Genomic DNA, 25,240 nt, shown 5'->3' with positions numbered 1-25,240 from the left:
CTTAAAGTGAGAAACGGATGTCAACCGAACTGATTATCAGCTTTTGCCTCGTCGCTTTACTCAGTGGCATGGTGCCTGGCCCCAATGGCTTGCTCATTGTGAGCCACTCCCTCACGCTCGGCAGAAGAACAGCCCTTATCACGCTTTCAGGCACCCTTTGCGCTTTTTACGCCCATGGCCTGTTTTCAGTGGTTGGGATCTCCGCTCTGATCATGAGTTCTTCAGAATTGTTTATGTTGGTCAAAGCCCTAGGTGTCGCTTATCTCTGCTACCTAGGCATAACGTCGCTATGGCAGGCAATTAATTCAAATAGAAACGTACAGAAAAAGACGCCCCAACCATTAGCGCATCGGCTTAACTACAAAAAAGCTTGGTTACAGGGGTTTATCACCAACCTGCTGAACCCAAAAGTATCGATGTTTTATCTCGCACTATTTCCGCAGTTTTTATCTGAGTCATCGGATATTGTAACTACCACTTTTTTTCTGGTCACAGTACAAATCATCATTGTGGGTTGCTGGTTCGCATCGTTGGCACTGCTTGCTCATAAAACAGTCGGACTAGGAAAACCGATGCTGACACGCCTCCTCAAAGGCGGTGTTGGCGTGTTGATGCTTTGGTTTGGGGTGAAACTGGCTAAAGTCCAAACCAGCGCTTAAATACGACTCCTTTCATCGGATATTTGAGGAGCCGAGGTGCCTTCTAGACTGCAAACACCATGAATGTGCGCTATCAACCTACTTAGCATCATTCTCAGAAATGGTAATGCAGTTATCAGCGTTATCTCCTAAATCTCCCAATCCCGCCAGTGCGGCTGGCGGAAAGATAAATAGGCTGGCGATACCTGCCACACGACGCGCTGCACCCAATTTTTCTAAAGATGATTTAGGTTCATAAAATGTACCCGTTACCGCCAATGGAACACCAAGGCTAATAGCTGATGACTTGGGTTTTGGGGTAAACACCATATCTAAGGTTTCCTTGCCAAAATCTATCGTGCCAGCACCTCGCACAGTAGATTTTTTCGTATCAACCACCACGGCCGTCGGCTTCGACACACCGTCTTTAACGGTGACATGCGCAGCTAAGCAATTCATTTTTACTCGTTTGTCATCTTTATCACCTAATTGCGAAATCAATAAGCGGCGAATGGAGGTTGCAGTCTCAGCCGCCCGCAACTCCGCAGTGCCTTCACTTATCAACGCTCGCCCTTCCCCCGTCATACTGGCCATCAATGCAGCTAAAGAATCACCTTGGCCTTGAACATCCACATTGACATGTCCCTGCCCTTCCAAAAACGTCATATCGGTCATCAAACCAACGATTTCGGCCATTTCCACGTCCGTTCCTGTGGCTTTAATATGGAACAAGGGCAGTTTGTGTGATGAATCGATGGTCGCATCAGCGGAGACCTTGCCGTGAAACATCTCTGTCGCTTCAATCGCAAGCATCAACACATCATCACTGAGTTTCATATCCAACACGCTGTTAGCAGCATGCAAAGCCGCAAAAGAAAACTGCTGAATATCTAACTGAACATGGCCATCAAAATCACGCATCCAATTCACCGAAAATGGTCTGTCGCTAAACACTTTTTCCGCTGAAACTTGTTCAGTTGTGCTGGAATTATCCGTGCTTGTTGCCGCCAGCAAGGGATCAAGGTTAAGCACCTTAGAGTGAAGCTGACCATCGACACGCCAACGCCTCGTGCTCTCTTTCAGCGTTAGGCTTCCTGCGATATCACTTTCACCAACCCGAACATTGATGTTTTTAGCATTAAACTCTGCTACACCGTGGCGCAAATCAAACGCTAGGTGCCAAGGCATAGGTGATGACAATTCGAGCCCGGTAAAGTGCTGCAACTGCGACAAGTCATCGCCGCTTGCGTTGACATGAACATCAAGACCTTTCAGTTCGAAAACATCATCTGTTTTACCACTGATATTGAACGCTAATCCCTGCGTAGTTAATGAAATGTCGCCTTGCCATGGCTCACCGTTAAAATGCCTTATTAAACTGCTCATTTCACCAGCGACAAGCAGTTCAACGCCATCTAACTTGCCACTAACATCCCAGGAAAATCGCTCATTTCCAGATTCGCTGGGCTCAATTCGTAAGGAGTCTATACCCAACGTATGTTCGTTTTGCTTGGCGGTATCGCGCCACACAATGGCTGAGTTTTCGACCGCTATCCATTCAAATGTTGGCAGTACAGCGTTCGAATCACCAAGTTGCCCCTCAAACTTCCAGTTACTGATGCCATCGGCATTTTTTTCAAATATCACTTCAGCGCCGCGTAACCGTACTTTACGAACATGTAGCTCGCCCATAAGCAAAGGTAGCCACGCCATCTGAATATCCAGGTAATCAGTTTTCAACATCAGTGGAGTTGAGCCCCAAGGCGCATTCGCCAGGGAGACATTGTTGATGGCAAAATACGGCTGAGGAAAAAGTTTCAACTCAGCATCACCAGTAATGGTCAATTGACGCCCCGTGGTTGCTAACACACGCTTTTCCAGCTCCACCCGATATTCGTTGGGATCGACAAGATGAAAGGCCACGCTCAACAAGACCAAGCCGAGTATAAAAAGGCTGCATAGAACCACTAATAGACGCTTGGTTATCATCACTTATCTTGTTCCTCGATTCGGCGGGTAATAAAGCCAGTGTTCAACATGCGGGGCGACTAATAGGATATAACAAACTGTTCAGTCAGTGAGAAAAGATCAAGCACGCCCTATTAGCGATAGCGTTAAATCACGTTGGCGATGAAGCCTAGGTCATGAAACTAGAGTTATGAAGCTAGAGTGATGGAGTTAAAGTAAGGTCAGATGTCGCTCGATGCTATAACGGCGGCATTAGCTCAGTTTAAACTGAGCTAATGCCGATAGATAACGCGCTATTTAGTTCATGAATCGGAACTGTTGATTAAGTCCGTTAATACATTGCCATTGATGCATGTTTGCACCGTTGGCTTCCGACACACCTTTGATGTCGGCACACTTATCACTCTTTCTTGACCGTAATTCAAACCAACCATCGCCGAGGTCAACTATCCGCCAATGCTGATTTTGATTACTGCCTTGGCAGCTGTACTGCTGCAATTTTGCACCATTGTTTTTACTGCCATACGCAAGATCTAAACACTTGTCACTGACCTGTGAACGAATGCTATACCAGCCACTACCCTGTTCTTCAAAACGGAAACGTTGATTAGCATTGTTGGTATTGCAGGACCACTGATGGTAAATCGAACCGTTATCTGTATTGCCGTTAGCGACATCCATGCAGCGCTGACTATGACGTAACTGCAGATTGACCCAGCCTGTCGACGGCTGAAGCGCAGCACTTTGCAATGTAATGTCATTTATCTGGTCTGTGGCGAGGTTTTCCGTCCATGATGAGCTAACTGGACGAATACTGCTTTTAGCTATGTAGCCTTCGCCTGCTTCAACGTCATAACCTAGATCTACCGTTAGCGTTACTGTACTTTCACCGGCAGGAACCGTTTCAGTAGCTTCACCGAGCCAGGTATCAGCAGACCAAAATTCGACCACAACATCTCGCTGTTCTGTGGCGGCATAAGCCACCTTAAAGCTGAAGCGAGAGCCTACATCTTGCTGTCGTTCGATGGCTGCAAAGCTGATGTCATCAACCTTGGGCAGTGGCGAAATGATGCTGATATCGTTCAACTGATCTGTATCGATATTCTCGCGCCATGTGGTATTGGTGGGACGAATAGCCCCTTTCAGTTGATAATCGTTAGCGCCCGCCAAAGGTGCCTCATTTAAATCAACAAACACATCTGTTGTGCCTGCCCCCGCATTAACAGCCGTTTTTCCTGCTGCTAGCCAGTTGCTGCCATCCCAAACTTCAACAACCAAATCCCGCGCTTGCGTAGCGGAATAACGCACAGCAAAGCGATAGCGAGTCCCGCTTTCTAACTCAGTGATGAGTTCAGCAAACTCAAACAAGTCCTCGCTTGGCGCATTCGCGGCTTCAATTCTTATCCCGTTAATTTGAACATTGTCGATGTTAGATTGCCAATCGGCCCCCACCGGACGAATGCTCGCTTTAAAAAGGTAGCCTGTCGCTCCACTGACAGTCGGTTGTGGTAGGGAGACGGTCAATGCTGTCACATCACTGCCGGCCGATACTGACTTACGTGTCGACGTGATGTATTGATCTTGATGCCACAACTCCAGTACCAAATCTCGGCCAATTGAAGCAGAGTATTCCACATTCACGGTATAGCTATCCGCAGGTGCTAATTCACTTATTTGGTCAGCAAATCGAATCGTATCTTCTTTGCCCGAAGTCTCAGCCCCACTATGAACTTCCAAAACCACAGAGCTGACTCGGCCGCCGTTATCAGGGAACGTCACAGTCACCACGGGGTTCTTAGACAGCAGTTGATTATCAACAGGGATATGAATGGCACCGAAGAACTCACCTCGAGAGGATTGGTCGCCTCCTTTCCAGTTTGACGGTACTGATACCTTAGTGCCATTTATCATCACTGTCGGTTTTTTCGAACGCTGATGAGAACGACCCAGGCTGAGTTTCAATAATGAATGGCCAGTGGCCACTTTAACGTCACGAAAACGGAAAGTAAGCGCCTTATTGGCGATAATAGATTGTAGGTGATCATCTGAGTAATAAGTCGCCACATCAAGAGACTCAGTAAACTGAATCGCTTCAGCGAAAGTGTATTCAATAACCACGGTTTCACCGGGGATCAAAGTTAAGCTAGAAGGCGCCATCACATTGTTTTCATCGCGATAGACAGGCTTAGAATTGGCGTAAATTTTAAGCTGCTTTTGACGCACATTAGTTATCTGCCCCATCTCATTAACAAAGGCTAGTGACACACTTTGTTCAGTTTCAGCAAGGCTGTTCAACGCAACATACGCCTTATTGCCATCAACAAACGCTTGCACCTGCACATCTTCATTTGAAGACAACGCTTTAACACGGTGGCCAGTCACATTTGCCCATAACTGATAGAAATGGATCCGAGGAGTCCAGAAGAAACGTTGTGGTTTGCCATTACTGATACTGCTTGGATCAGGACGTAAAACAACCGCACCATAGGGTGCCCAGTTATTCCCAGCATTGTAGTGCCAGGCCGCTTTACCGGTAATAAATGGAATAGAGGTCAACAGGCGATCCTGTCGATCTAAAAGTTGGAACAACATGTTATTGATGGAACGGATCGACTGCACACTCTTTATATCGCTATACCCGTCGCCGTAGCCTTTCTCGATGCCACCATATTCACTGATGGTTACCGGCTTAACACGATCCCATTTGTAATGGCTATAGGTTTCCAACAAATCAAGAATCGCTTCCAGATTGCTACCTGAACGCTGATTGTTAGCCCCTGTCACATTCACCCCGTCATAAGGGTGAACCGAAAACGAATCAATATAGGGACCCGCCTCATCCATGAACTGCTTCATGCGACCATTAAAGTGGCCAAAGTCCCATAACTCCATCGAAGGCCAAGCACTGGAGTAGCCAATCACCTGCGTATTAATATTATCCTGATCGAACTTCCTTCCGATCTCTTTAAACAGCTGAGTCATTTCAGCCCGCGCTTTATCATCACTGATGCCGAATTCTCCGGCATGGACAAACGGCTCATTGATCGGCTCGTAGAATAGTGGACGCGATGTATCATCAAAATAGTACTTAAAATAGTTTGCAGCCCAAGCCGCCGCCTTTACTGGATCTTGTCCTGCCGTATAAGCCGCTTTCGGATGATCGGTAACGATATTTCGAGTGGACAAAAAGGCGTAATTAGGGTGCTTCTTCGTCGACTGAACATTTCGCTCACCATTGCTTTTTGCGGTGGCCTGATCAGGGTATGAGCCATGACCTTTGTGGGCGGAAAACGGACTCCAAAATTGGCGCCCAAAGCCGACATTGAGATCATTGACCAGATAATCCAACTCATCTTGAGTTACCTGGTTTTCTAACGCCGTCATATGAATGTTGAAGTATTTACTTCGATCAAGCTCAGACACGCCACCCACAAATTTTTGGGTGTTGAGATCGATTGTTACTTTATCTTCCGCATGTATCGCGATGCTCATCAGAGAGGTCGCCACAAGCACCATCCCTCGAAACCACTGCTTCAGTTCCATCTTCCTTTCAACCTTCAATCAGAATATATTTTTATTGTTTAAAGCCTGTTTGACGAGTCAGAGAACGCCAAAAATTCACCATTAAGCGATCCTGTTATACGTTCACCTTAATTAGCTTTAGCCTTTAAAAACAACAAGTTACAAAACCAAGGGGAAGGTAGCAATATTTAGAAGCGGAGGCAATTGAACAACGAATTTGGGTGTAAATAATCAGATACGCGAGCGCCCCCCTTTAAACATCAACACGCACCATTAACAATGCGTCTGCAAAGAAGGTCATCCGCCATAAATCGAGAGAGATGAGAACGTGTGACTGACACATGTGTCAGTCCTCTGCTTCTAGAAAAATAAAAGCCGCGATTTACGCGGCCTTTAGCAAAACTTAAAGCGAAGTTAGGCTAATAACTCACTTTCAGGGTGACACTGCTATAGGCTCTATAAGCACGTATACCAACATGCCACACATCTTCGGTAGGTGTACTGATAGCGACCGATTCATTATTGCCGTCACTTGCGGAGGCAAATACCGAAATAACGCTATTTATCCTGCATCCGCTCCGCCAGCCCGGAATAACGTTCACTTTTTTGTACCAGCGCGGCGCGCCAGATATGTTGGCCGCCAGCCACATAGAGATGCTGTTTAGCGCGGGTCAGACCGGTATAGAGTAGTTCAGGTGTGAGTAGCGGACTCTCCTGCTCGGGTAGCAATAGAGCCACATGAGCAAACTCTGAGCCTTGGGTTTTGTGGATCGTCATTGCATACACAGTTTCGACTTGCGGCAAGCGCGCCAAGCTGATCCGTTTATACCCCAGATCTTCCTGCTCAAACCACGCAGCTAAGCGGCCATCTTCCATCGGCCAGATCAGACCGACATCACCATTGAACAGACCGGTGCTATAGCTATTCTGGGTCACCATCACAGGGCGCCCAGCATAGTGCTGCTCGGGATTAATACGTCCGTTGCGCTGCGCCAGCCACTGCTCAATGCGCACGTTCAATTGCTCGACACCACGATCACCGACTCGTGTTGGTACCAGAACGCGAAATCTGGCTAACGCGGCAAATGCTTCATCCAGCGTTGACGCGCGCGCGATATCTAAGAAATAGTGGGCGCTGGCCAGTGGTAACCACTCTTCGACCATGGCTGCGTTGATGTAACTAAGCTGGTTGGCATCATTATGTTGAAAGCTTATTTGCTGGACACAGCGATCCATTAACCGCTTCGTTGTCGCATCACTGTCTGCTTTGATCACCTCTTTGGCAAACACACCGATCTCACCACCAAACCGGCGACTTTGGGTCAGCAAAGTCAGGTGGTCATAGTTAGCATTAATTGCCGTGGGCACCTGCTGACCACAAAGCTCATTTATCTGCACCGCAGCCTGCGGAGAATAACCAGGGTGCTCGGCACAAGTAAGATCGGCCATTACCCGTCCCACCTCCACCGAAGGCAACTGTTCAGCATCACCGAGTAATACAAGAGTAGCGTCGTCGGGTAAGGCACGCAGCACCCGCGCCATCATCGGCAGATCAATCATCGACACTTCATCGATGAGCAGCAGATCACAGCGCAGCGGCTGCTCGCGATTAAATTTTAAATCTAGGCTCTGCGGGCGGTAGCCTAATAAACGGTGCAGTGTCGCAGCTTGTTCAGGAATAGCATCAACAATAGCCGCATCGATGCCTTGTTTAAGCATGTCGCATTTAGCATCTGCGATAGATTCTTTTAACCGTTGGGCGGCCTTGCCGGTAGGCGCGGCCATCTGGATCTGTAACTGACATTCATGAGCCGCTTGTAGTGCCGCCAATAAGCGCGTCACGGTATAGGTTTTACCTGTACCGGGGCCGCCAGAAATGATACTCAGTTTGCGCCCTATGGCATTGGCCACCGCAACCTGTTGCCAATCTGGCTCCGCCAACGATGCAGCTGATGCCACCGGAAACAGCTGCAGTAATAACTCTGTCAGCCGGGCTTGTTGCTGGCCAGATAAAGGCGACAATTGCAACTTACTCTGCAGCGCTGCCGCCACTTCCCCTTCAAATAGCCAATAACGACGAATATAGAGCAGACCGGTGTCAGCATCATAAACCACGCCTTTGTTGGCTGCCGGCGCACACGAAATCGTAGCTAAACAATCAGCCAGCCGATCTTGCGATGGAAACAGATAGCCTTTTTTATCCGCTTCTCTGTCATCCCAAAACAACTTGTTGGCCACCTGAGATAACGGCAAGCAGCTGTGACCTTGGCGCAGCGCCCACTGCAACGCCAGTAACAGATGAAATAGCAACTCCGGCCGTTGCGGCGCAAGCTCCAAACTCATTTGCTGAGCAAAAAAGTAATCGATCGCCTCGATATCAGCCAATTGCTGTTGGCACTGTTCACTGTTGCTGTAACTCATGCTTGCCCTCCTTCATCATCAAAAGAGAACAACTCACCTTGTTGCGGCATTGCCTCGGCGCTAGGTAATGCCACTGGCTTAGCCGTTGCTTCATTCGCTGCCGCCAGTTCTTGGTCTGCAAACACGGCGTCTAGTTGTAACAGCAACGACGTATCCACTCGACAACTAAACACACCAGCAAACGGCATGCCCGTCGGCGCATCAGGACTCATCCCTCTTAAGTACAGGTAGTACACACCGCCAATATGGTTTGCTGGATCATAATCAGGTAATCGCACCTGCAAATAGCGATGTAATGCCACGCTGTAGATGAGGTACTGCAGGTCATAGAAATGGGTCTGGTTATTCTGCATCAGTGCGTCGCTACAGTAATCTGCCAGAGACTCTCCTAAATGCGTCGATTTGTAATCAGCGACATAGTAGCGCCCTTGATACTCAAAGATCAGGTCAATAAATCCATGCATCATACCCGCCAGCACGTCCCGCCCCGGCAGGGTAATTGGCGCGCTCCAACCGCGATGTTGTTGTAAACATCGCGCGATCTGAGATAGTGATACCTTCGCCATGGGGAAATAGAACTCGGACTCGCGCAGGGTTTGTGGCCAGCTCAAATCAGCTAAAGTAAATGACTCTTGATTAACCAAAGAGGGAAGCTCAGCGTGCAGGCATTCAATCAGCCAATCTCGCAAAGCTTCATGCTGGTTATCATCTAAACGGCCAAACCGTTGGATCGGCGCTTCCATCGACCATTCCCAATGAGGCTGAGAAAAGTCAGTGTGTTCCAAAATATCGTGGAGCAAATTACCAGCATCCGCACCTTTACGCAGAGTAAAGCGCAGTGGCAGCTCTCTTGGTAAGGCAGGTGTTGGCTCTGCTAACACCACGTCATCATTGTCGGCACGCTCTTTACTCTCTTGCCTGACATGAGCGGCATTGCGCACCAAGGCAGAGAACGAACTCAAGGACCAATTATCATCAACATTGGCGGAAAAGGTGATCGCAGGCAAATCAGGTAACGGCGATGGCTGCACAGCCAGTTCCAGCTCAACGCTATTATCTGGGCAATCCAAAATGATTAGCTGACTGGAGCCATCACTGCTTTGACTTAACTCGTTTAGTTTGTCTGGCCACTCGTCATTATCCTTAATCTTCAGCGCCAAACCCAAGGGGGAGCGGGCACTGTTTTTAAATGGCACGACACCAAGATAACAACGATGGGCGGCACGGGTGACGGCCACATAAAGTAAACGGATTGACTCAGCTTCGCCTTCCGCAGTGGTTTGGCGAATGGCCTCGTCGGTTTGCCCCACCAGGCGCACTTGCGCCTGAGTATCGACATCGTGATATTCAAAATAGTCATACAGAGTCTGACCAAAACGCGCAGGATCTTTATAATGACTGGCAAACGGAATAAACACGATGGGGTATTCCAACCCTTTCGATCCATGCATGGTGACAATGCGGATCAGGTTGGCGTCGCTCTCCAACCTCAGCTGCGACTCTTCGTTTGCTGACTGGTGCTGACACTGCTCTTTAAACCACTTCAGTAGCTGCTGTGGGTGTTTATGACGGCGAGAAGCTTGCTGCAGCAGCTCCGCCAGGTGCAGCATGTTGGTCAACGCCCGCTCATGATTATCCGGTGCGGGTTGATAATCATGGTGAATAAGCTGCATCAGCATCGCCATACAGCCTCGCTCCAGCCACAATTGCCGAAGTAGCAACGCCCGTTGCCGCTGCTGTTCCCACAACAGTTCATGATCGGGGTCGCGATACTTCGCTAATTGTTCGGCAGTACCGCCCATCAAATAAGTAGAAAGCGCCGCTGTCAGCAAGGCATCGTTTTCACACTCCAACAGCCCTTCTAACACACGCAATAGCTCACGCGCTTCCGTTGAACTGTAGATATCCTCCTTATCGCTAAGATAGACCGAAGGATAGCCCGCGTCAGCGAGCGCTTGACGCATAAGCGCGGCTTCCGCACCCCGACGCACCAAAACAGCGATCGCTTGCTCTTTGACCGGCTCGTTACCCAATCGCGCCTGCTGAAGTAAGCGGACAATCTCGCTAACGCAGTGCTCTGCCATCGCTTGTTGAAGATCTGCTGCGCTGACTTTATGCGAGCTAGACTCGCGATCAACGCCCTTCTCGTCTTCTTCATCGCTCACCGTTGCCAGCGCCGACTCGGGTAGCCAAAGGTAATTCAGTGCGTGCCGGTCTGCGATGGGATCAACCAGCGGCGTACTATTCGCTTTGGCTTTGACGGTATGATTCACCCGCTCATAGCCAATGTCGTAGCCAAACAGATCCTCCGGCATTTCCTGGCTCAGCGGCTGCCCCCAAAACAAACGGTTATAGCCGGTGACCACCTCCGGCACTGAGCGCCAGTTGGTATCCATCACCCATTGATAGTCCGCCCCCTGGCGCGCCTGCAGATAGGTGAAGATATCACCGCCTCGGAACGCATAAATCGCCTGTTTCGGATCACCAATCATTAGCAGCGTATGTTGTTCAGCGCCTTTTGGATAAAGATGATCGAAAATCGCATACTGCAGCGGATCTGTGTCCTGAAATTCATCGACCAGCGCCACCGGGTATTGCTGGCGCAGCGCGTCAATTAGGGGCTGACCATGTTCCGATTGGATCTGCACACTGAGCTGGGTGATCAGATCGTCAAAATCCATCAACGCCTGCGTTTTCTTGGCGTCAGCAAAGCGTTGACGAATAGACCGGATCCCCTCGACTACCAGCTGATAAGCAGGCACTTTGCCTAACTGCTTCTCGAACGTTCCCTGATAGTTTTTCCGCTGTTTATCAAAATTACCTCGCAGCTCTTTAAACGCCGCGAAAATCGGTACCAAGACCGATTTGAGCTCCTCTTTGCGATAGCGATTACCATTAATAAAGTCACCGGCCGCCTTCGGACACGGCGTATCATCATCGCACGCCAACCAAGCGATCAGCTCTTCCCACTCAGCTTCACGTTCGGCCGCCTGTTTATGGGGCAATACCAGCAATTCAAACACGGTTGTTTTATGGGGCAACAACTCAGCTAACACTTGCTGTTTCCGGGCAAAAAACAGCGTATTAAAGTGCGGACCGATATCGTCTGCAAACGCTTGCTGCATCGCTTCTGCCACAGGCGCGATCACCTCACTCGTGGAATGCAAAGCGGAACGAAATTTGTCGTAAAAAGCTTCTGGTGTATGCCAGCCTTCCGCAGCGAGCAAGCCAAAACGCGCCGCATCATGATTAATACAACGGATCCAATCGCGCACCGCTTCCATCAGCAGTTCGCTGGTATCTGCTTCCATCGCCACTTCAAGAGGAATACCACTGCTAAATGCCTGTTGCTGCAGTGCCCGACGGCAAAAGCTATGAATAGTGAAGATTGCTGCTTCATCGAGTTCCAGCAGCGCAGGCTTAAGTATTTGCTGAGCTTGCTCGCAGCTAAACAGTGATTCCATATGAGCGAAGAAGGGATCGCTGGCTCCCAACTCGCCCCAATTTTCAACCGCGCTACGCAACTCTTTGTCGATACGGCCACGGAGCTCTTCCGTGGCCGCCTTGGTAAAGGTCATCACTAGGATCTGCTGTACTGTCAGTTGCTTTTCCAGCAACAAACGCAGATACAACCGGGTAATATTGTAGGTTTTTCCTGTCCCGGCACTCGCTTCAATGAGATGACGTCCCTGCAGGGGTAAAGTGGCGGCATTGAGCATCTTCATGCTTACTTAACCTCCTGCAACTGCTGATACAGCGGCAGATATAGATCGGCAAGTGATCGTACTACACGCTCATCTAGAGGGGGGACTAACGGATAAAACCACTGAAAATAGTCGTCGGCCATAAGACCACGGACGTTGTCATCACCAGCAATGGTTTTACGCCATAACTGTTGTACGGTCAGATCTTCAACATCAGGAAGCGGCTGTTCAGCGCTGGCTTTACCAAACAGGGTTTTCCCCAAACCGCCGTGTAACAAACTCGGCGTTGTTAACGACTGCTGCCAATAACTTAGCCAGTTAGAAAGCTCGGCTCTAGCCTCTTGCGGCGATAGCGTCGCGGCGAACACTGCTTGCCGCGCACTCCAGCTTTTACCGCGATTTGGCGTATGCAAAAACACACCACGGCTCTGGCAAGGCTGATCTCTTACCACAGTTGCCACAAGATGATGTAGCCGCAAACCTATCTCATCTTTGGCTTTGCGACTGGCAGGCCGTCCCAACAACAACTCTGGGCAATTTGCATCATCAACATGCTGACGCCACGACAGGTCCGCACTCAAAGTTATACCGTCGATCTCAATATTTACCGCTTCGGTGGTGATCTCACCAAACTGCGTCAATTTGTCGCTGTAGAGCTGTGCTTGCTGTTGCCATTCATCAAACAGCGCATCGGTGATCGGCGATTCAGGCAGGTGACCGCTTAAACTATGCAGCAGCTTAACCTCTTCGGTGCTTTGTCCGGCTAACATCCGCTGGGCAAACGCTTCCCGGATCAAATAGGCCTGTAGCGAATCGCTGGCAAAAGGTTCAGGATCTTCCAAGCCGAGCGCCAATTCATTAAAACGCAACGCCAGACGCTGTTCGGCGAACTGCTTTAACGGATTATCGAAGCCTTTAATAATGGTAGAAAGCGCTACCGGTTCAACTGGCAGCTCCAACGCTGGCAGTTGTAACTGATTTTCACGTAGCGCCCCCGGTTGCTGCAGTCGTGTCCATCCCGGATCAAAGCTGGGGAAACGCCCCTGATAACTGTCTCGACTAAACGGGTGCAACGATTGCTGCAACAGGTCAGCAGGCCCTTGCGCCTCATCGTCAGCCTCTAATAACTGCCAACCATACCCTCGCTCTAGGTAGTCCATCAGCTCTTTTAAGATCAAACTGGGTTGGCGTTCGCTATTGTTACGAATATTCCGCCCCTGATAACTTAAATAGAGAGTTTCACGAGCGGAGATCAACGCTTCCAGAAACAGGTATCTATCGTCACCACGACGCGAACGATCTCCGCTGCGGCGGGGCTGCTGCGACATCAGATCAAAACTCAGAGGCGTACTTTGTCTTGGAAACTGGCCATCGTTTAATCCCAGCACGGCGATCACCTTAAACGGGATACTCCGCATCGGTACCATAGAGCAGAAGGTGATCTGTCCGGTCAGAAAATGGTTACCACCATCCGGCTGGGTAAAGTGGTGATTAAGGTAGTGGCGGATCACTGCCAACTCAATTTTATCGCCATAGTCCGCTTGCGCCGTGTATTCCGCCAGACTATTGATCACCTGCGAAATAAGGTCGCTGGCGTCCTGTTCATTACTGGCGTCGGGGGCAAAAAAGCTCTCTTTTAGCCCCAACAGATACACTTGCCACTGTTCTGCTGTGCGTGATTTCAGCAGTTCCGCCGTGTGCCACTGTAAACGCTCCAATAACTGCATCAGGCGGCCAAGCAATACCGCTTGCTGCCCTTCGACATGGGGTAACAGCAGTCGACATCGCTGATCTTCATCACCGCCAGCTGAATTTCGATCGATATAGAAACTATCGCCTTGGGCAAATCCCAATAACAAACGACTGAGGCCCCACTGCCAGGTATAGGTCTCGCTGCTTGCGTCCTGCTGAGTGATCGTGCGTTTATGCTCTTGATCGCGCCCCCAATGGATCGCGGCCTCTTTTAGCCACCATTCAACTAACGTCAGTTCATCATGGCTAAAGCCAAATTTTGCCTGTAATGCAGGTAAGCGCAAATAGTCGAGGATCTTACTGACTTCAAAACGACTGTCGGGTAGCTGCAGCAACTCACAGAACACGGCAATCAATGGTTCGGCATCAAGCAGTGTTCTATCAGCAATTGAACAGGGCAGTTTTGGGCTCGCGTTGCCATCCGCTTTGTCCCAAGGGCGTCGAAACACGGCATCGATATAGGGCGCGTAATCCTCGATCGCTGGGCACATCACTAACACATCTTGCGGCTTAAGATCGGGCTTGTTCTGAAATTGATGCAACAGGTAATCGTGTAGCGTCTGTACCTCACGCAGCGCACTGTGGGCTGTACTGATAACCACAGAGTCATCGACAAAACGAGGAGGTACTTCGGCAGCACGAGCATCCTGCAACAGCAAGATATCGCGCTGCACACAGTTCAATACAGAAGCTATAATCTCTCTTTCTGTTTTGTTAGCTGGTTCATCAAACGCACTGATCTCATAACTTTTCACTCCCTGCAAAGCATTGAAGAACTCTTTACCCTGTTGGCCGAGATTGGCTAACAACGGGTTGCCTAAATCGCTTTGCTCATCTGTCCATGACAGCACCTGCTGCTCGCGCTGCTGTTTGGCCAGCAGCTTATCGCTCTTCAGATCACCCCAAAAGGTGACGCAGGGATTAAGGTGAAACAGGTGCACTTGTGTATGTTCAGCTAACGCTTCGAAAAATGCCAAGGTCTGCGGTGCTAACGTATTGATGGCAAAGATCAGCACTTGCTTTGGTAGCTTAGAGACGTTGGCGGGTATCGCTTCTATCGCTAACTGTTGCAGATGTACCGGATGATTGGGCTCCTGTGCCACAAGCGCACACCATAACCAGCGCTGCCAGCGCTCGGTATGTTGCCCTTGGCTAGCAACCATAGCATCAACGATTGCTGACTCCCCCGCCTGCCATTTCATTAACCAATCTGGGCGGAACATCATGTACTGCTCGAAGATATCAGCCAACTTGGTCGCCAACTGAAAACGCTTTAAGCGATCGGGCTGGCCAGTCTCACCCAACCAGTAGTGGGTGGCTTGCTCCGCTTCAGCAAGCTGCAAAAACTCAGTAGACGCTAGCAATTGATCCAGACGCCAGGCCAATACCTCACGGCGGTAATTCGATTGCTTAGGAACACTCTCCTGCCCCAACAGATTTCGTGCCAAATCCCAAATGAAACGTGAGGGCATGGGGAATTCGAGATTCATCGAAATACCCTGACTACTAGCCAGTTCAAGGTTAAGCCAATGCTGCATCCCCTTACTTTCAACCAAAACTGTATCGGGCTGCAGCACACCACCTTGCCGCTGTGCCAAAACAGCTTGCACTAGCAGCGCCAGGTCTTCTAATCGATTGGCAGGATAAACGGTCAGCACTCACTACCCCTTGGTAGAAATATCAGCCTAAACAGTCTCAGTTCAATTGTTACAAAAAAACCGATAAGTCTCGCAACGCTACATGCTAAACCAGCAACATGAGGGATGCTATTAGCGTTATTATGACGCGTGTCGTGTTTTCCAGCAGATTGAAAATTCCCACTAAAGTCAGACAGCTATCTGATTGAACACTATTCAACCAAACAACCTAGTCGTCTGATCTGCATTTACGACGGAAACGACTACACTATTGTCTTGCCACGTTAACAATATTTGATCACGCTCATGTAAATAGCTGCAATGTGAGATATCTCTCAGGAAATCAGTGCATTTTTTACAAAAAGTGATAGGGTATCGCGCAATTTTGAGATACCTAAATCTAACCTTAGTTGCTAAGACTACAGAGGCTTTGAAATGAGAAAGACCAAGATAGTTTGTACTATTGGACCAGCGTCAGAATCTAAAGAGATGCTTACCAAGCTTGTTAAAGCAGGCATGAACGTAATGCGTTTGAACTTCTCCCACGGTGATTACGATGAGCACGGCGCACGTATCAATGCGGTTCGCGAAGTATCTGCCGAACTGGGTCAGAAAGTCGCAGTCCTTCTCGACACTAAAGGTCCTGAAATCCGTACCATGAACCTAGCTGACGGTGATGTGATCCTGGAAGCGGGTCAAACTTTCACTCTGACTACAGACCAAAGCATCACTGGCGACAACACTCGTGTTGCTGTGACTTACGAAGATTTCGCAAAAGACCTGAGTGTTGGCAATACCGTGTTGCTGGACGACGGCCTTATCCAACTGACTGTCACTGAAATCAGCGGTAACGACGTAATCTGCCGTGTTGAAAACACTGGTGAGCTGGGTAACAAGAAAGGCGTTAACCTGCCTGGCGTTAGCGTTAACCTGCCTGCCCTGTCTGAAAAAGACAAAGGTGACTTGGTTTGGGGTTGTCAGCAAGGTGTTGACTTCGTTGCGGCTTCTTTCATCCGTCGTCAATCTGACGTTGTTGAAATCCGTGACCTGCTGAATGCCAACGGCGGTAGCGACATCAAGATCTTGTCAAAAATCGAAAACCAGGAAGGCGTTGATAACTTCGACGGTATTCTGGCAGCTTCTGACGGCATCATGGTTGCTCGTGGCGACCTGGGTGTTGAAATTGCCGTTGAAGAGGTGATCTTCGCGCAGAAGATGATGATCGATAAGTGTGTTGTTGCACGTAAGCCAGTTATCACTGCTACACAGATGCTTGATTCAATGATCAAGAACCCACGTCCTACTCGCGCAGAAGCGGGTGACGTTGCCAACGCCATTCTTGATGGCACTGACGCAGTTATGTTGTCAGGTGAATCTGCTAAAGGTAAATACCCAGCAGAAACCGTTGCTATCATGGCTCAAATCTGTGAGCGCACTGATAACGCGATGCCTCCTGTACAACGTGAGTTGCCAGAAGAAGTGGGTGCACTGCGCATCACCGAATCTCTGTGTAAGTCAGCTGTTGCAACGGCACGCAACTTGGATGCAAAAGCTATCGTTGTTTGCACTAACGAAGGTAAATCAGTTAAGTCTGTGCGTAAGTACTTCCCAGAAGCACAAATTCTGGCAATGACTAGCAATGCAAAAACTGCACAGCACCTATGCCTGACTAAAGGCGTTAGCGCTTCTGTTGTTGAAGACTTCGAAAACAGCGACTGCATCTACACTCGCGCGAAAGAGAAAGCGGTTCAGTACGGTTTGGCAAAAGCTGGCGACGCAATCGTCGTTGTAGCGGGCGCCCTTGTTGGTACCACTAACACTATCTCTGTTCACACTATCTAATCGTTTTGCATTAGCTAGCTGTAAACTTGAAAAAGGCGCCTTTGGCGCCTTTTTTGTTGCTTGTGATTTACACAGAAAATTCGCCAATATCCTGCAACGCTCTACAAACCGACAGCTCAAAGCAAAAGACCCCTCATCTCAATCCTCCCCCCAAGAGAGAAGAGACAAAGAGAAAAGCATGCCACCGGCGGAACATCGTCAAGCCTTCGCTCCCTCTTTTACTCCCTCTCCTCAATCGCCCCCCAAGAGAGACAAGGCTAAGAGAAAAGCTTTCCACCGCCGGAACATCGTCAAGCCTTGCTCCCTATTTTTCTCCCCACCAAGGGAGTGAGGGTTCTTCTCGCTGGCTGCTGCTAAATGATGATTTAGATACAAAACCAGAGCTCAGCTCCCCCTCTTCTCATTTTCCCCAAAGCAAAACAGGCTAAGGCAGATACGTAAAATTTATCTCTCCACCTCCCTTCTCTGCACAGCCCGTTATAACCTTGTTTGATTCAAGCAACTGCAACAATTGCCATCTACAATTTTGTTTACAAGGAATATTTAGCGAAATTAATCCGCTATTTCTCAGGTCTTTGAGATCGGAAGTGGTGTTTAGCACCGTATAACAGCCATCACAGCTAAAGCTCAGCAAGGGAATACCCATTTGGAACGGATAAGCAGGTTAGCAAGAAAAGCTTTGACGATGCTGGACACCAAGGTGCGCAGCTATGGCTTTACCCCTGTCGTCCACTTTGAATTGGAGGGCGGTTTCAAACCCAGCGCCAAGATGGGCAACAAACAACTCAACTTCAGCGCGATTAATCAGGCGATGGCGAAACTGAATCTGCAAGCCGAACTGAAACCTGAATATTGGCAGAATCAGTGGGAGTATGTGTCTTTGTTTGAAGGCCAATCGCCACTGACAGAAGCCAATAATCTTGAAAAAGCGATGCAGATTTTACCCTCACTACTTAAACAATTTGGTGCACAGGATGTCTACATCCGTCCGGTGATCTGGGCTGGCGACAAAGGGTCACTTGCCACCGGCAGTAAGGCGATTTTTACCGACAAAAGCCGTGATATCCATATTCCTAACGCGGTACAGCTAAACCTCAGTTTACTCGATAGCAACGGCGATAACTTAATGGCGGATGGCCCACTGGCAGAACAGATCCAGCATCGAATGCTACAAACTAGCTACGACTGCTGCTGCATCTTTTTGCCAGAAGAGGAAGCCTATGAGCGCCTGAAGTTAAAAACCGTCTACGGCCTGACAGATGAACTTAGCTCACCGGATAACTTATCAGGGGGCCATCAAGGCAGCATCGCACTCTATCGTCAGTGGGGAAAACACAACCAGCCAATGGGTGTAGAGCCTCTCTTGGTAGATGCACAGCAGAATACATTAACGACACATCAAGACTGGCGTAAAACCGCTCGTATCGAACATCGTATCGGTGCCGCCAGCCGATATTTTAGTCCTCATTTAAACGTGGTCTACGCGCTGGCCAACGTCGTTGATGTGCTACATTCACGACAAAAAGGGGCGCTCATGCCAATCGGCAGAAGCGGCGATAATCAGCAGGTATATCCGTCGCGGGATCTGCCTGATTCGCTATACGGTAGCGCTACATTCCCGGGAGGCGCGCTGTCACTATTCAAACAAAATGATTGGCTAGGGCAGATGATTTGGCTGGCACAAAGCGACCACACAGTGGCGAACAACAAGAGCTGTTCAGAAGAGCAGGATATTGGCTCAGAGCTTAAGCAAGCCGTCATCGATTTCTATGAGTCAAAGCGACCAGAAGATACCAAAGGCGCATCACCCAGCCAGCCAGCAAACAAGCACTTCGCATCTTAAAGTAAACCGAACAAGGTTAGTAAACATGAGTCAGCAGAACCGTATAAGCCAGATGAAAACGCCTCTGTTAACGGGCGAAGATCCCGAAGCAAAGCGTGCCGAATTAAAGGCTTACTTTCAGAATACCTGGTCAACCTACGAGTCACTATTCGAGCTGATTACTCAAGACAAAGCTTTCTTTCTGCGGCCTGAGCCACTGCGCCACCCGCTAATTTTCTACTTTGGCCATACCGCCGTTTTTTTCGTCAACAAGTTAATACTGGGTAAGTTTCTAGATCATCGTATCGATCCGCGGCTGGAAAGCTTATGCGCTATCGGCGTCGACGAGATGAGTTGGGATGACCTAGACAGTCGTCACTATGAATGGCCCAGTGCTGACGAAGTTAGAGCCTATCGTGGCAAAGTCGCCAGTACGATTGAAAGCCTGATCGATCAGATGCCGTTGTCACTGCCAATTCAACAGGATTCACTTGCTTGGGTGATACTGATGGGCTGTGAGCATGAGCGTATTCACCTTGAAACTTCTTCGGTGATCATGCGCATGTTGCCGTTAGAATATTTGCAGCAAGATCCTCGCTGGCAAGCTTGCCCCTATCATGGTGATGCGCCAAGCAATCACCTAAAACCGGTGAGCACACAAACCATAGTTAAGGGCAAAAAACTTGAAGACCTTACTTATGGCTGGGACAACGAGTATGGGGAACAAATCACGGAAGTCGAAGCTTTCGATGCCGCTACCTATCTGGTTTCCAATCGGGAGTTTATCGATTTCATTAACGCAGGGGGCTATCAAGAACCTGACTATTGGACGGAAGAAGGACAGGCTTGGCTGCGGTTCTCCCGCGCCGAGATGCCCCGCTTCTGGTTAAGAAAGAATGGCCAATACTACCAGCGTAACTTAATCGAAGAGATCCCACTGCCGGCGAATTGGCCGGTAGAGGTAAACTATCTGGAAGCCAAAGCTTTTTGCAATTGGAAGGCAAAATCTACCGGAGAAACCATTCGCTTACCCTCTGAGGCAGAGTGGTATTGCCTACGTGAGCTGATATCCACGGATCTACCCACGTGGCAAGAAGCGCCCGGCAATATTAACCTGGAATACTTCGCTTCCAGCTGCCCTGTCGACAAATTTGAAACTGCAGGTTTTTACGACATTATCGGCAACGTATGGCAATGGACCGAATCCCCTATCGATGGCTACACCGGCTTTGAAGTGCATCCACTATATGATGACTTCTCCACACCCACTTTTGACGGGAAACATAACCTATTCAAAGGCGGAAGCTGGATATCCACCGGCAATGAAGCGCTGAAAAGTTCCCGTTACGCATTTCGCCGCCACTTCTTCCAACATGCCGGTTTTCGCTATATTCGCGCGCAACAAGCCGAGCCTGTGCAGGCTCCCGTGCATAACTATGAAACCGATACGGAGATCACTTGCCAACTCGAAGCGCATTTTGGCAAGCCACCGGCGGGAATCCCTAACTTTCAGGTCAACACAGTGAAACTGCTTCTCGAGGAGATCACGCCAAAACCGGAAGCCAAGGTGTTAGACATTGGTTGTGGTGTCGGGCGCGCCAGCTTCGAGCTCGCCAAACATGCAGCCCAAGTTGACGCCATCGACTTCACCGCGCGCAATATTCAACAAGGCTACGCCCTGCTCGAACAGGGAGAGAAACGCTACACCAGTCAAACCGAAGGGGAGCTGGTCGCGTTTAACACCGTTGACTTGCACACCCTTGGCTATGAGCAAGATAAACATAAAATCAACTTTATTCAGGGCGATCCATGCAACCTTAAGCCCCGCTTTAGCGGCTACGATTTGGTACTAGCAAATAACTTAATCGACCGGCTTAATCAGCCCGCTCGTTTTCTTGAACAGATGTGGGAACGCTTGAACGACAAAGGGTATCTGGTGATCACATCAACCTACGATTGGCAGGAAACGTTTACCAGCAAACAGTATTGGCTTGGTGGCATAAAGGTCAACGGCGAGAACTTTACCACGCTAGATGGACTCACTGAGCTGCTGATCCCGAAATTTGAACTCGTATCGGTGAAGTCGTTGCCTTTAGTTCTGCCGCAAAACAAGCGCCGGGCAATTTACGCTACAGCCGAAATGACGATTTGGCGTAAAAGGTAGATAGTGACAAGGTTATTACCGACAAAGTTGAGCCCCACGTTCGCGCCCTCTCTCCTTGAAGGGGGCTCGACATAAATTCAGGTTCTTAACGGAATGAGCAGTTTGCTTTCAGGTTTCGTTGTCGGCGATCGCGACATAACGTTGTGATAATGACTAATCCCACAAAAACCAATTCAACTAGCCACAATTTCACTGGTAGACTGGCAGCTAATATCTTGTTATCTCAGCTGCTTAGTCAGGAATTCTCATGCCATACGAGCCGGTTCAGGGCCGATTACATTACATCCTAGAGAAGTACAAACTAGAGCCTCTCGGTGACATTACAATTAGCTTCTGTTCTATGGCCAATGAGATGTTCAGTTTCGATACTGAACAGGGGCGTTTCTACCTAAAAAATTGTCTAAAAAACAATAGCCCTGAACGAATTGCTTTAGAAATTGATTTTTCCCAGCATCTACAAACTAACCAGATGCCCTGCCCCGAAGTGTTACCTGCTGCGAGCGGCGAAAACACCGTCTGCTATAACGGTTTTGTGTTCTTAATGACCCGCGCCTTTGAAGGTTCAACCCCCCATTGGAATGACACCTTACAACTGTGGCATGTCAGCGAAACAATGCGCGGATTGGGTTCCTTTCATCGCGCAGCCGCAACTTTTCCTGTTGAGCGAGACAGCGACCGGATTAAAAGTTTTCAATTTGACCGCCAACTGGCATGGTTAGACTGCCTGGAACAGAAATTAAATTCAGCTAAAACAAAAACCTCAATAAAAGAGGCATTGGCACTATTGCCACGTCTGCGAGGTGTGATAAATGCAATCAGGCCAGAAGTAGAAAATAAGTTACTTCCCAATTGTCAGGTACAGATGATCCACGGTGATTTTCACTGTTTTAATCTGTTCTTCAAAAATGAAAAAATGACGGGCTGCTGCGATTTCGATTTTATTCGCCGGGATCTTGTACTGTTCGATATCTGGTGGTGTATCAACAGCATCATAGACGCATTCTATATCCCGCAAAAATGGCGCGATAAGGTCAAAGATCCAGATTTCCAGCCCAGTGCCGAGGCGATTCAAGCACTGATCAATCTAGCCGTAAAAGAGTGCATCACACTCTATCGCCAAACAGCCAAGCTCAGTGATCAAGAGTTAGCCTTTCTGCCATTGATGCCTGCGCTACTGCTACTTAATAATATGCAGTTTTTTGAACCAGATAACTCTGATGAAGAGTGTGCAGATCACGTGCAATGGCTAACTTACCTGCTAGATGGTGTTGAGCGGCACCACAGCCAGTTACGTCAAGCGGTCGCACCACTGCTAAAGACCACAGCCGATGCTGCGCACGATTAAGACCCGACAAAGCCGCCAACTTTTCACTTTGGCCTTGCCATTGATGGTGCAAGCACTACTTGCTTCCAGTATGTCGTTTGTCGATGCGCTGATGGTTGGCCAATTAGGTGAACAAGTCATCGCTGCCTTGGGTAACGCGATCCAGTTGATCCTGTTTTGTCACATCCTATTAGCTGCGATTGAAGGCGGTGGTGCCGTATTGCTGGCTCAATACCATGGCTCAGGCCAGAACAGAAAGCTCGGTTCGCTTCTATCAAGCTTATGCTTAGTCGGTGTAGTTTGTGGCTTACTTATAGCAATACTGTTTATCAACGCTGGAGAATGGCTGGCCAGTATACTGACACTAGAGATGTGGCAAGCCCCCCAGCACGGTTTAGCAGTAGCTCCTCTTACCGGCAATTACTTAAGCATCATCGGCTGGAGTATGCCGTTTGTGGTTGTCGGTGCGATCCTTTCCTGCGCCTTTCAATCCACCGGCGACACCCGTACCCCAGTAAAAATCAGCATCGCTTTTAACCTACTCAACATTATTGGCAACTGGTTACTGATATTTGGCGCTGCTATTCCTGCGGTTAGCGAGCCTCTATTTACCCCGATGGGTTATATCGGTGCCGCAATATCCACCGCCGTCACCGGTTCAGGTGCGAGTATCGTCATACTATGGCTGGCCGCAGGTAAGAAACGCCCCTGGCATGGCCAGTTGCACAGACCAAGTTTCGCAGCGCTAGGGAAAGTGTTTCATATTGGCCTACCTATGTCAGTAGACGGCTTTTTCTGGCAAAGCGCCAGAGTATTCTACACCGTGGTAATGAACGCCATCGGTGCCAAAGCCTTTGCCGTATACGTAATCGTCCGCACATTAAAAGCGCTACTGATGCTACCGATGGAGGGGCTAAATAGCGCATCACAAATACTGATCGGTCAGATATTGGGCAAAGGAAAATTTCAGCGGGCAAAAATCGCATCTAAGCACAGTATTCAACTTGTCTTGCTGGTGACCACACTCCCGGTAGCAGCTATTTTAATCGGCGCAGATTTGTTTCTGCAGCTATACGAAATAGCACCAGACACGGCCGAAAACGCGCGGATCTGCATCTATATTTTGGCTATATCTCTGTATGCCACGGCGATAAATTCCGTAGTACCAGCCATTCTCACATCGGGCGGTGACACCTACAGCAGCATGAACATCACGCTGGCGTGTTTTCTGTTGGTAGGAGCACCCAGTGCTTGGTTACTAGGGATCACCTTTGAGTACGGGCTCATAGGCGCTTTTATCGGTATATCACTGGAAGAGGTTGCGAAAGCCGTGGTATTTATCTGGCGATTGAATCAACAACGCTGGCTACGGCAACTAGCCTGATGAGCAAAACGACGGCATTCAGTTCGCCCCTGAACGGCGTACCGCCTTACCCGCCAAACTCTGTTTCATCAACAACAAACGGCACACTACCCGCACCCAGAAAACCATCAGGCAATGGCCAAAGCAGCTGATACTCCCCATCTAACTTAGTACTCTCATTTCCATCGGCGTCGAGCTCAAAAACCAATTCACCGTCTAAGATCGCTAAGGAGATAATCTCTCCGATTTCTCGCTGATGGCCAAACTTGAACTTGATACTGGTGAGGTACTTTGCCAATTTGGCGCTATCGATCTCTAAGCCAGTTTGCTTAATTTTGCCTGTAAACTTGTCTGGCAACGCCACGCAATTATCATAATTCCGCCGGCAGATCTGAAAACGACCATTTTTATATTCTAACCGCTCCCACAATACTGAGCTAACACGCCCAGCAAACCGCACATCAAACTCACTGCGGCGAAATAACTCATCACCAATAAACCCCAAAGCTTCAGGGAGATAGTCATCATCAGGATACCCAAAACGCCATAGGTTTTGTTCATCATCGGGCCAATCAAACAACGAAGAAAAATAGGCGCTGGCAATCACCTCATCCAACGTCATTTCCACTAATGGGTTAACCAAGGTGCGACTGACGCCATTGTGACCATGAAAATGATAGATAAGGTAGGTATCAAAGTCACTGTCAGCTTGCTGCCATGACCAAATAAAGCCAACATTGCCCTGAAGCTCGTAGCTACGACGGAATAATGGAGGCTGCTCAATCACTGACGAGAGATACTTTTCAGCCGTTTTCCGCGCAAGGCTATCCAAATCAGGTAACAGCCAGCGCCACTTCTGGTCAGCAAACTTCACAGTCAAGCCTTGACCAAGAAACTCTCCCCGGCTATCTACTGCCTGGATTAATGCCCGGTCAACCTCGTCATAGGCGGCGAGATATTGATTTGATACATAGAGCCGTACGGCTAAGGCGGCTAAAGAAAGCAACAACAAATAGCCGCACAGCCAGATAAATACTTTCCTAATCATCACCCATCGTTATTCAGTATGATCTAGGGTCTGTT

At 48.9% G+C, this 25,240-nt stretch carries 12 protein-coding genes; 6 read left to right on the top strand and 6 right to left on the bottom strand.

All coding sequences use genetic code 11. The features are described from left to right. The first annotated feature begins 17 nt into the window (after positions 1-17). Positions 18-659 (top strand): LysE family translocator, encoded by a 642-nt coding sequence (locus EXY25_RS00910; protein WP_130565393.1) that lies wholly within the window; start codon positions 18-20, stop codon positions 657-659. A 78-nt stretch (positions 660-737) separates the two neighbouring features. On the opposite strand, the gene EXY25_RS00905 is transcribed toward EXY25_RS00910, so the two are convergent. The 5 genes from EXY25_RS00905 to recC all read right to left on the bottom strand — a co-directional run bounded on the left by EXY25_RS00905 (position 738) and on the right by recC (position 15,663). Then, positions 738-2,627, bottom strand: coding sequence for an AsmA family protein (locus EXY25_RS00905; RefSeq protein WP_246019506.1), 1,890 nt, complete (start codon positions 2,625-2,627; stop codon positions 738-740). Between the two features lie 276 nt (positions 2,628-2,903). Further along, the gene (locus EXY25_RS00900; protein ID WP_130565391.1) at positions 2,904-6,149 is read right to left on the bottom strand and encodes an RICIN domain-containing protein; all 3,246 of its coding nucleotides are present in this window, start codon (positions 6,147-6,149) and stop codon (positions 2,904-2,906) included. 537 nt (positions 6,150-6,686) lie between these two features. Continuing rightward, the gene (gene recD / locus EXY25_RS00895) at positions 6,687-8,549 is read right to left on the bottom strand and encodes an exodeoxyribonuclease V subunit alpha (RefSeq protein WP_130565390.1); all 1,863 of its coding nucleotides are present in this window, start codon (positions 8,547-8,549) and stop codon (positions 6,687-6,689) included. Then, positions 8,546-12,274, bottom strand: coding sequence for an exodeoxyribonuclease V subunit beta (recB, locus tag EXY25_RS00890; RefSeq protein WP_130565389.1), 3,729 nt, complete (start codon positions 12,272-12,274; stop codon positions 8,546-8,548). Before recB ends, recD begins: the two co-directional genes overlap by 4 nt. A gap of 2 nt (positions 12,275-12,276) precedes the next feature. Next, on the bottom strand, positions 12,277-15,663 hold the full coding sequence (gene recC / locus EXY25_RS00885; protein ID WP_130565388.1) for an exodeoxyribonuclease V subunit gamma: 3,387 nt from the start codon (positions 15,661-15,663) through the stop codon (positions 12,277-12,279). A gap of 414 nt (positions 15,664-16,077) precedes the next feature. Here recC and pykF point away from each other — a divergent pair, with 414 nt between their 5' ends. The 5 genes from pykF (at position 16,078) to EXY25_RS00860 (ending at position 24,178) form a co-directional block, all read left to right on the top strand. Continuing rightward, on the top strand, positions 16,078-17,484 hold the full coding sequence (gene pykF, locus EXY25_RS00880) for a pyruvate kinase PykF (RefSeq protein WP_130565387.1): 1,407 nt from the start codon (positions 16,078-16,080) through the stop codon (positions 17,482-17,484). Positions 17,485-18,130: 646 nt separating this feature from the next. Next, positions 18,131-19,327: a hypothetical protein gene (locus tag EXY25_RS00875; RefSeq protein ID WP_130565386.1), complete on the top strand. Its 1,197-nt coding sequence runs from the start codon at positions 18,131-18,133 to the stop codon at positions 19,325-19,327. 25 nt (positions 19,328-19,352) lie between these two features. Next, on the top strand, positions 19,353-21,470 hold the full coding sequence (gene ovoA / locus EXY25_RS00870; protein ID WP_425455734.1) for a 5-histidylcysteine sulfoxide synthase: 2,118 nt from the start codon (positions 19,353-19,355) through the stop codon (positions 21,468-21,470). A gap of 247 nt (positions 21,471-21,717) precedes the next feature. After that, on the top strand, positions 21,718-22,815 hold the full coding sequence (locus EXY25_RS00865) for a phosphotransferase enzyme family protein (protein WP_130565385.1): 1,098 nt from the start codon (positions 21,718-21,720) through the stop codon (positions 22,813-22,815). Continuing rightward, positions 22,799-24,178, top strand: a complete 1,380-nt coding sequence (locus EXY25_RS00860; protein ID WP_130565384.1) for an MATE family efflux transporter — start codon at positions 22,799-22,801, stop codon at positions 24,176-24,178. Before EXY25_RS00865 ends, EXY25_RS00860 begins: the two co-directional genes overlap by 17 nt. Positions 24,179-24,224: 46 nt before the next feature. On the opposite strand, the gene EXY25_RS00855 is transcribed toward EXY25_RS00860, so the two are convergent. Continuing rightward, entirely contained in the window at positions 24,225-25,205 is a 981-nt protein-coding gene (locus EXY25_RS00855) for a hypothetical protein (protein ID WP_130565383.1), read from the bottom strand. Between the last annotated feature and the right edge of the window lie 35 nt (positions 25,206-25,240).

This window comes from Corallincola spongiicola (assembly GCF_004284785.1).
Classification (GTDB): domain Bacteria; phylum Pseudomonadota; class Gammaproteobacteria; order Enterobacterales; family Neiellaceae; genus Corallincola; species Corallincola holothuriorum.
This window is presented reverse-complemented; position numbering and strand designations above follow the sequence as displayed.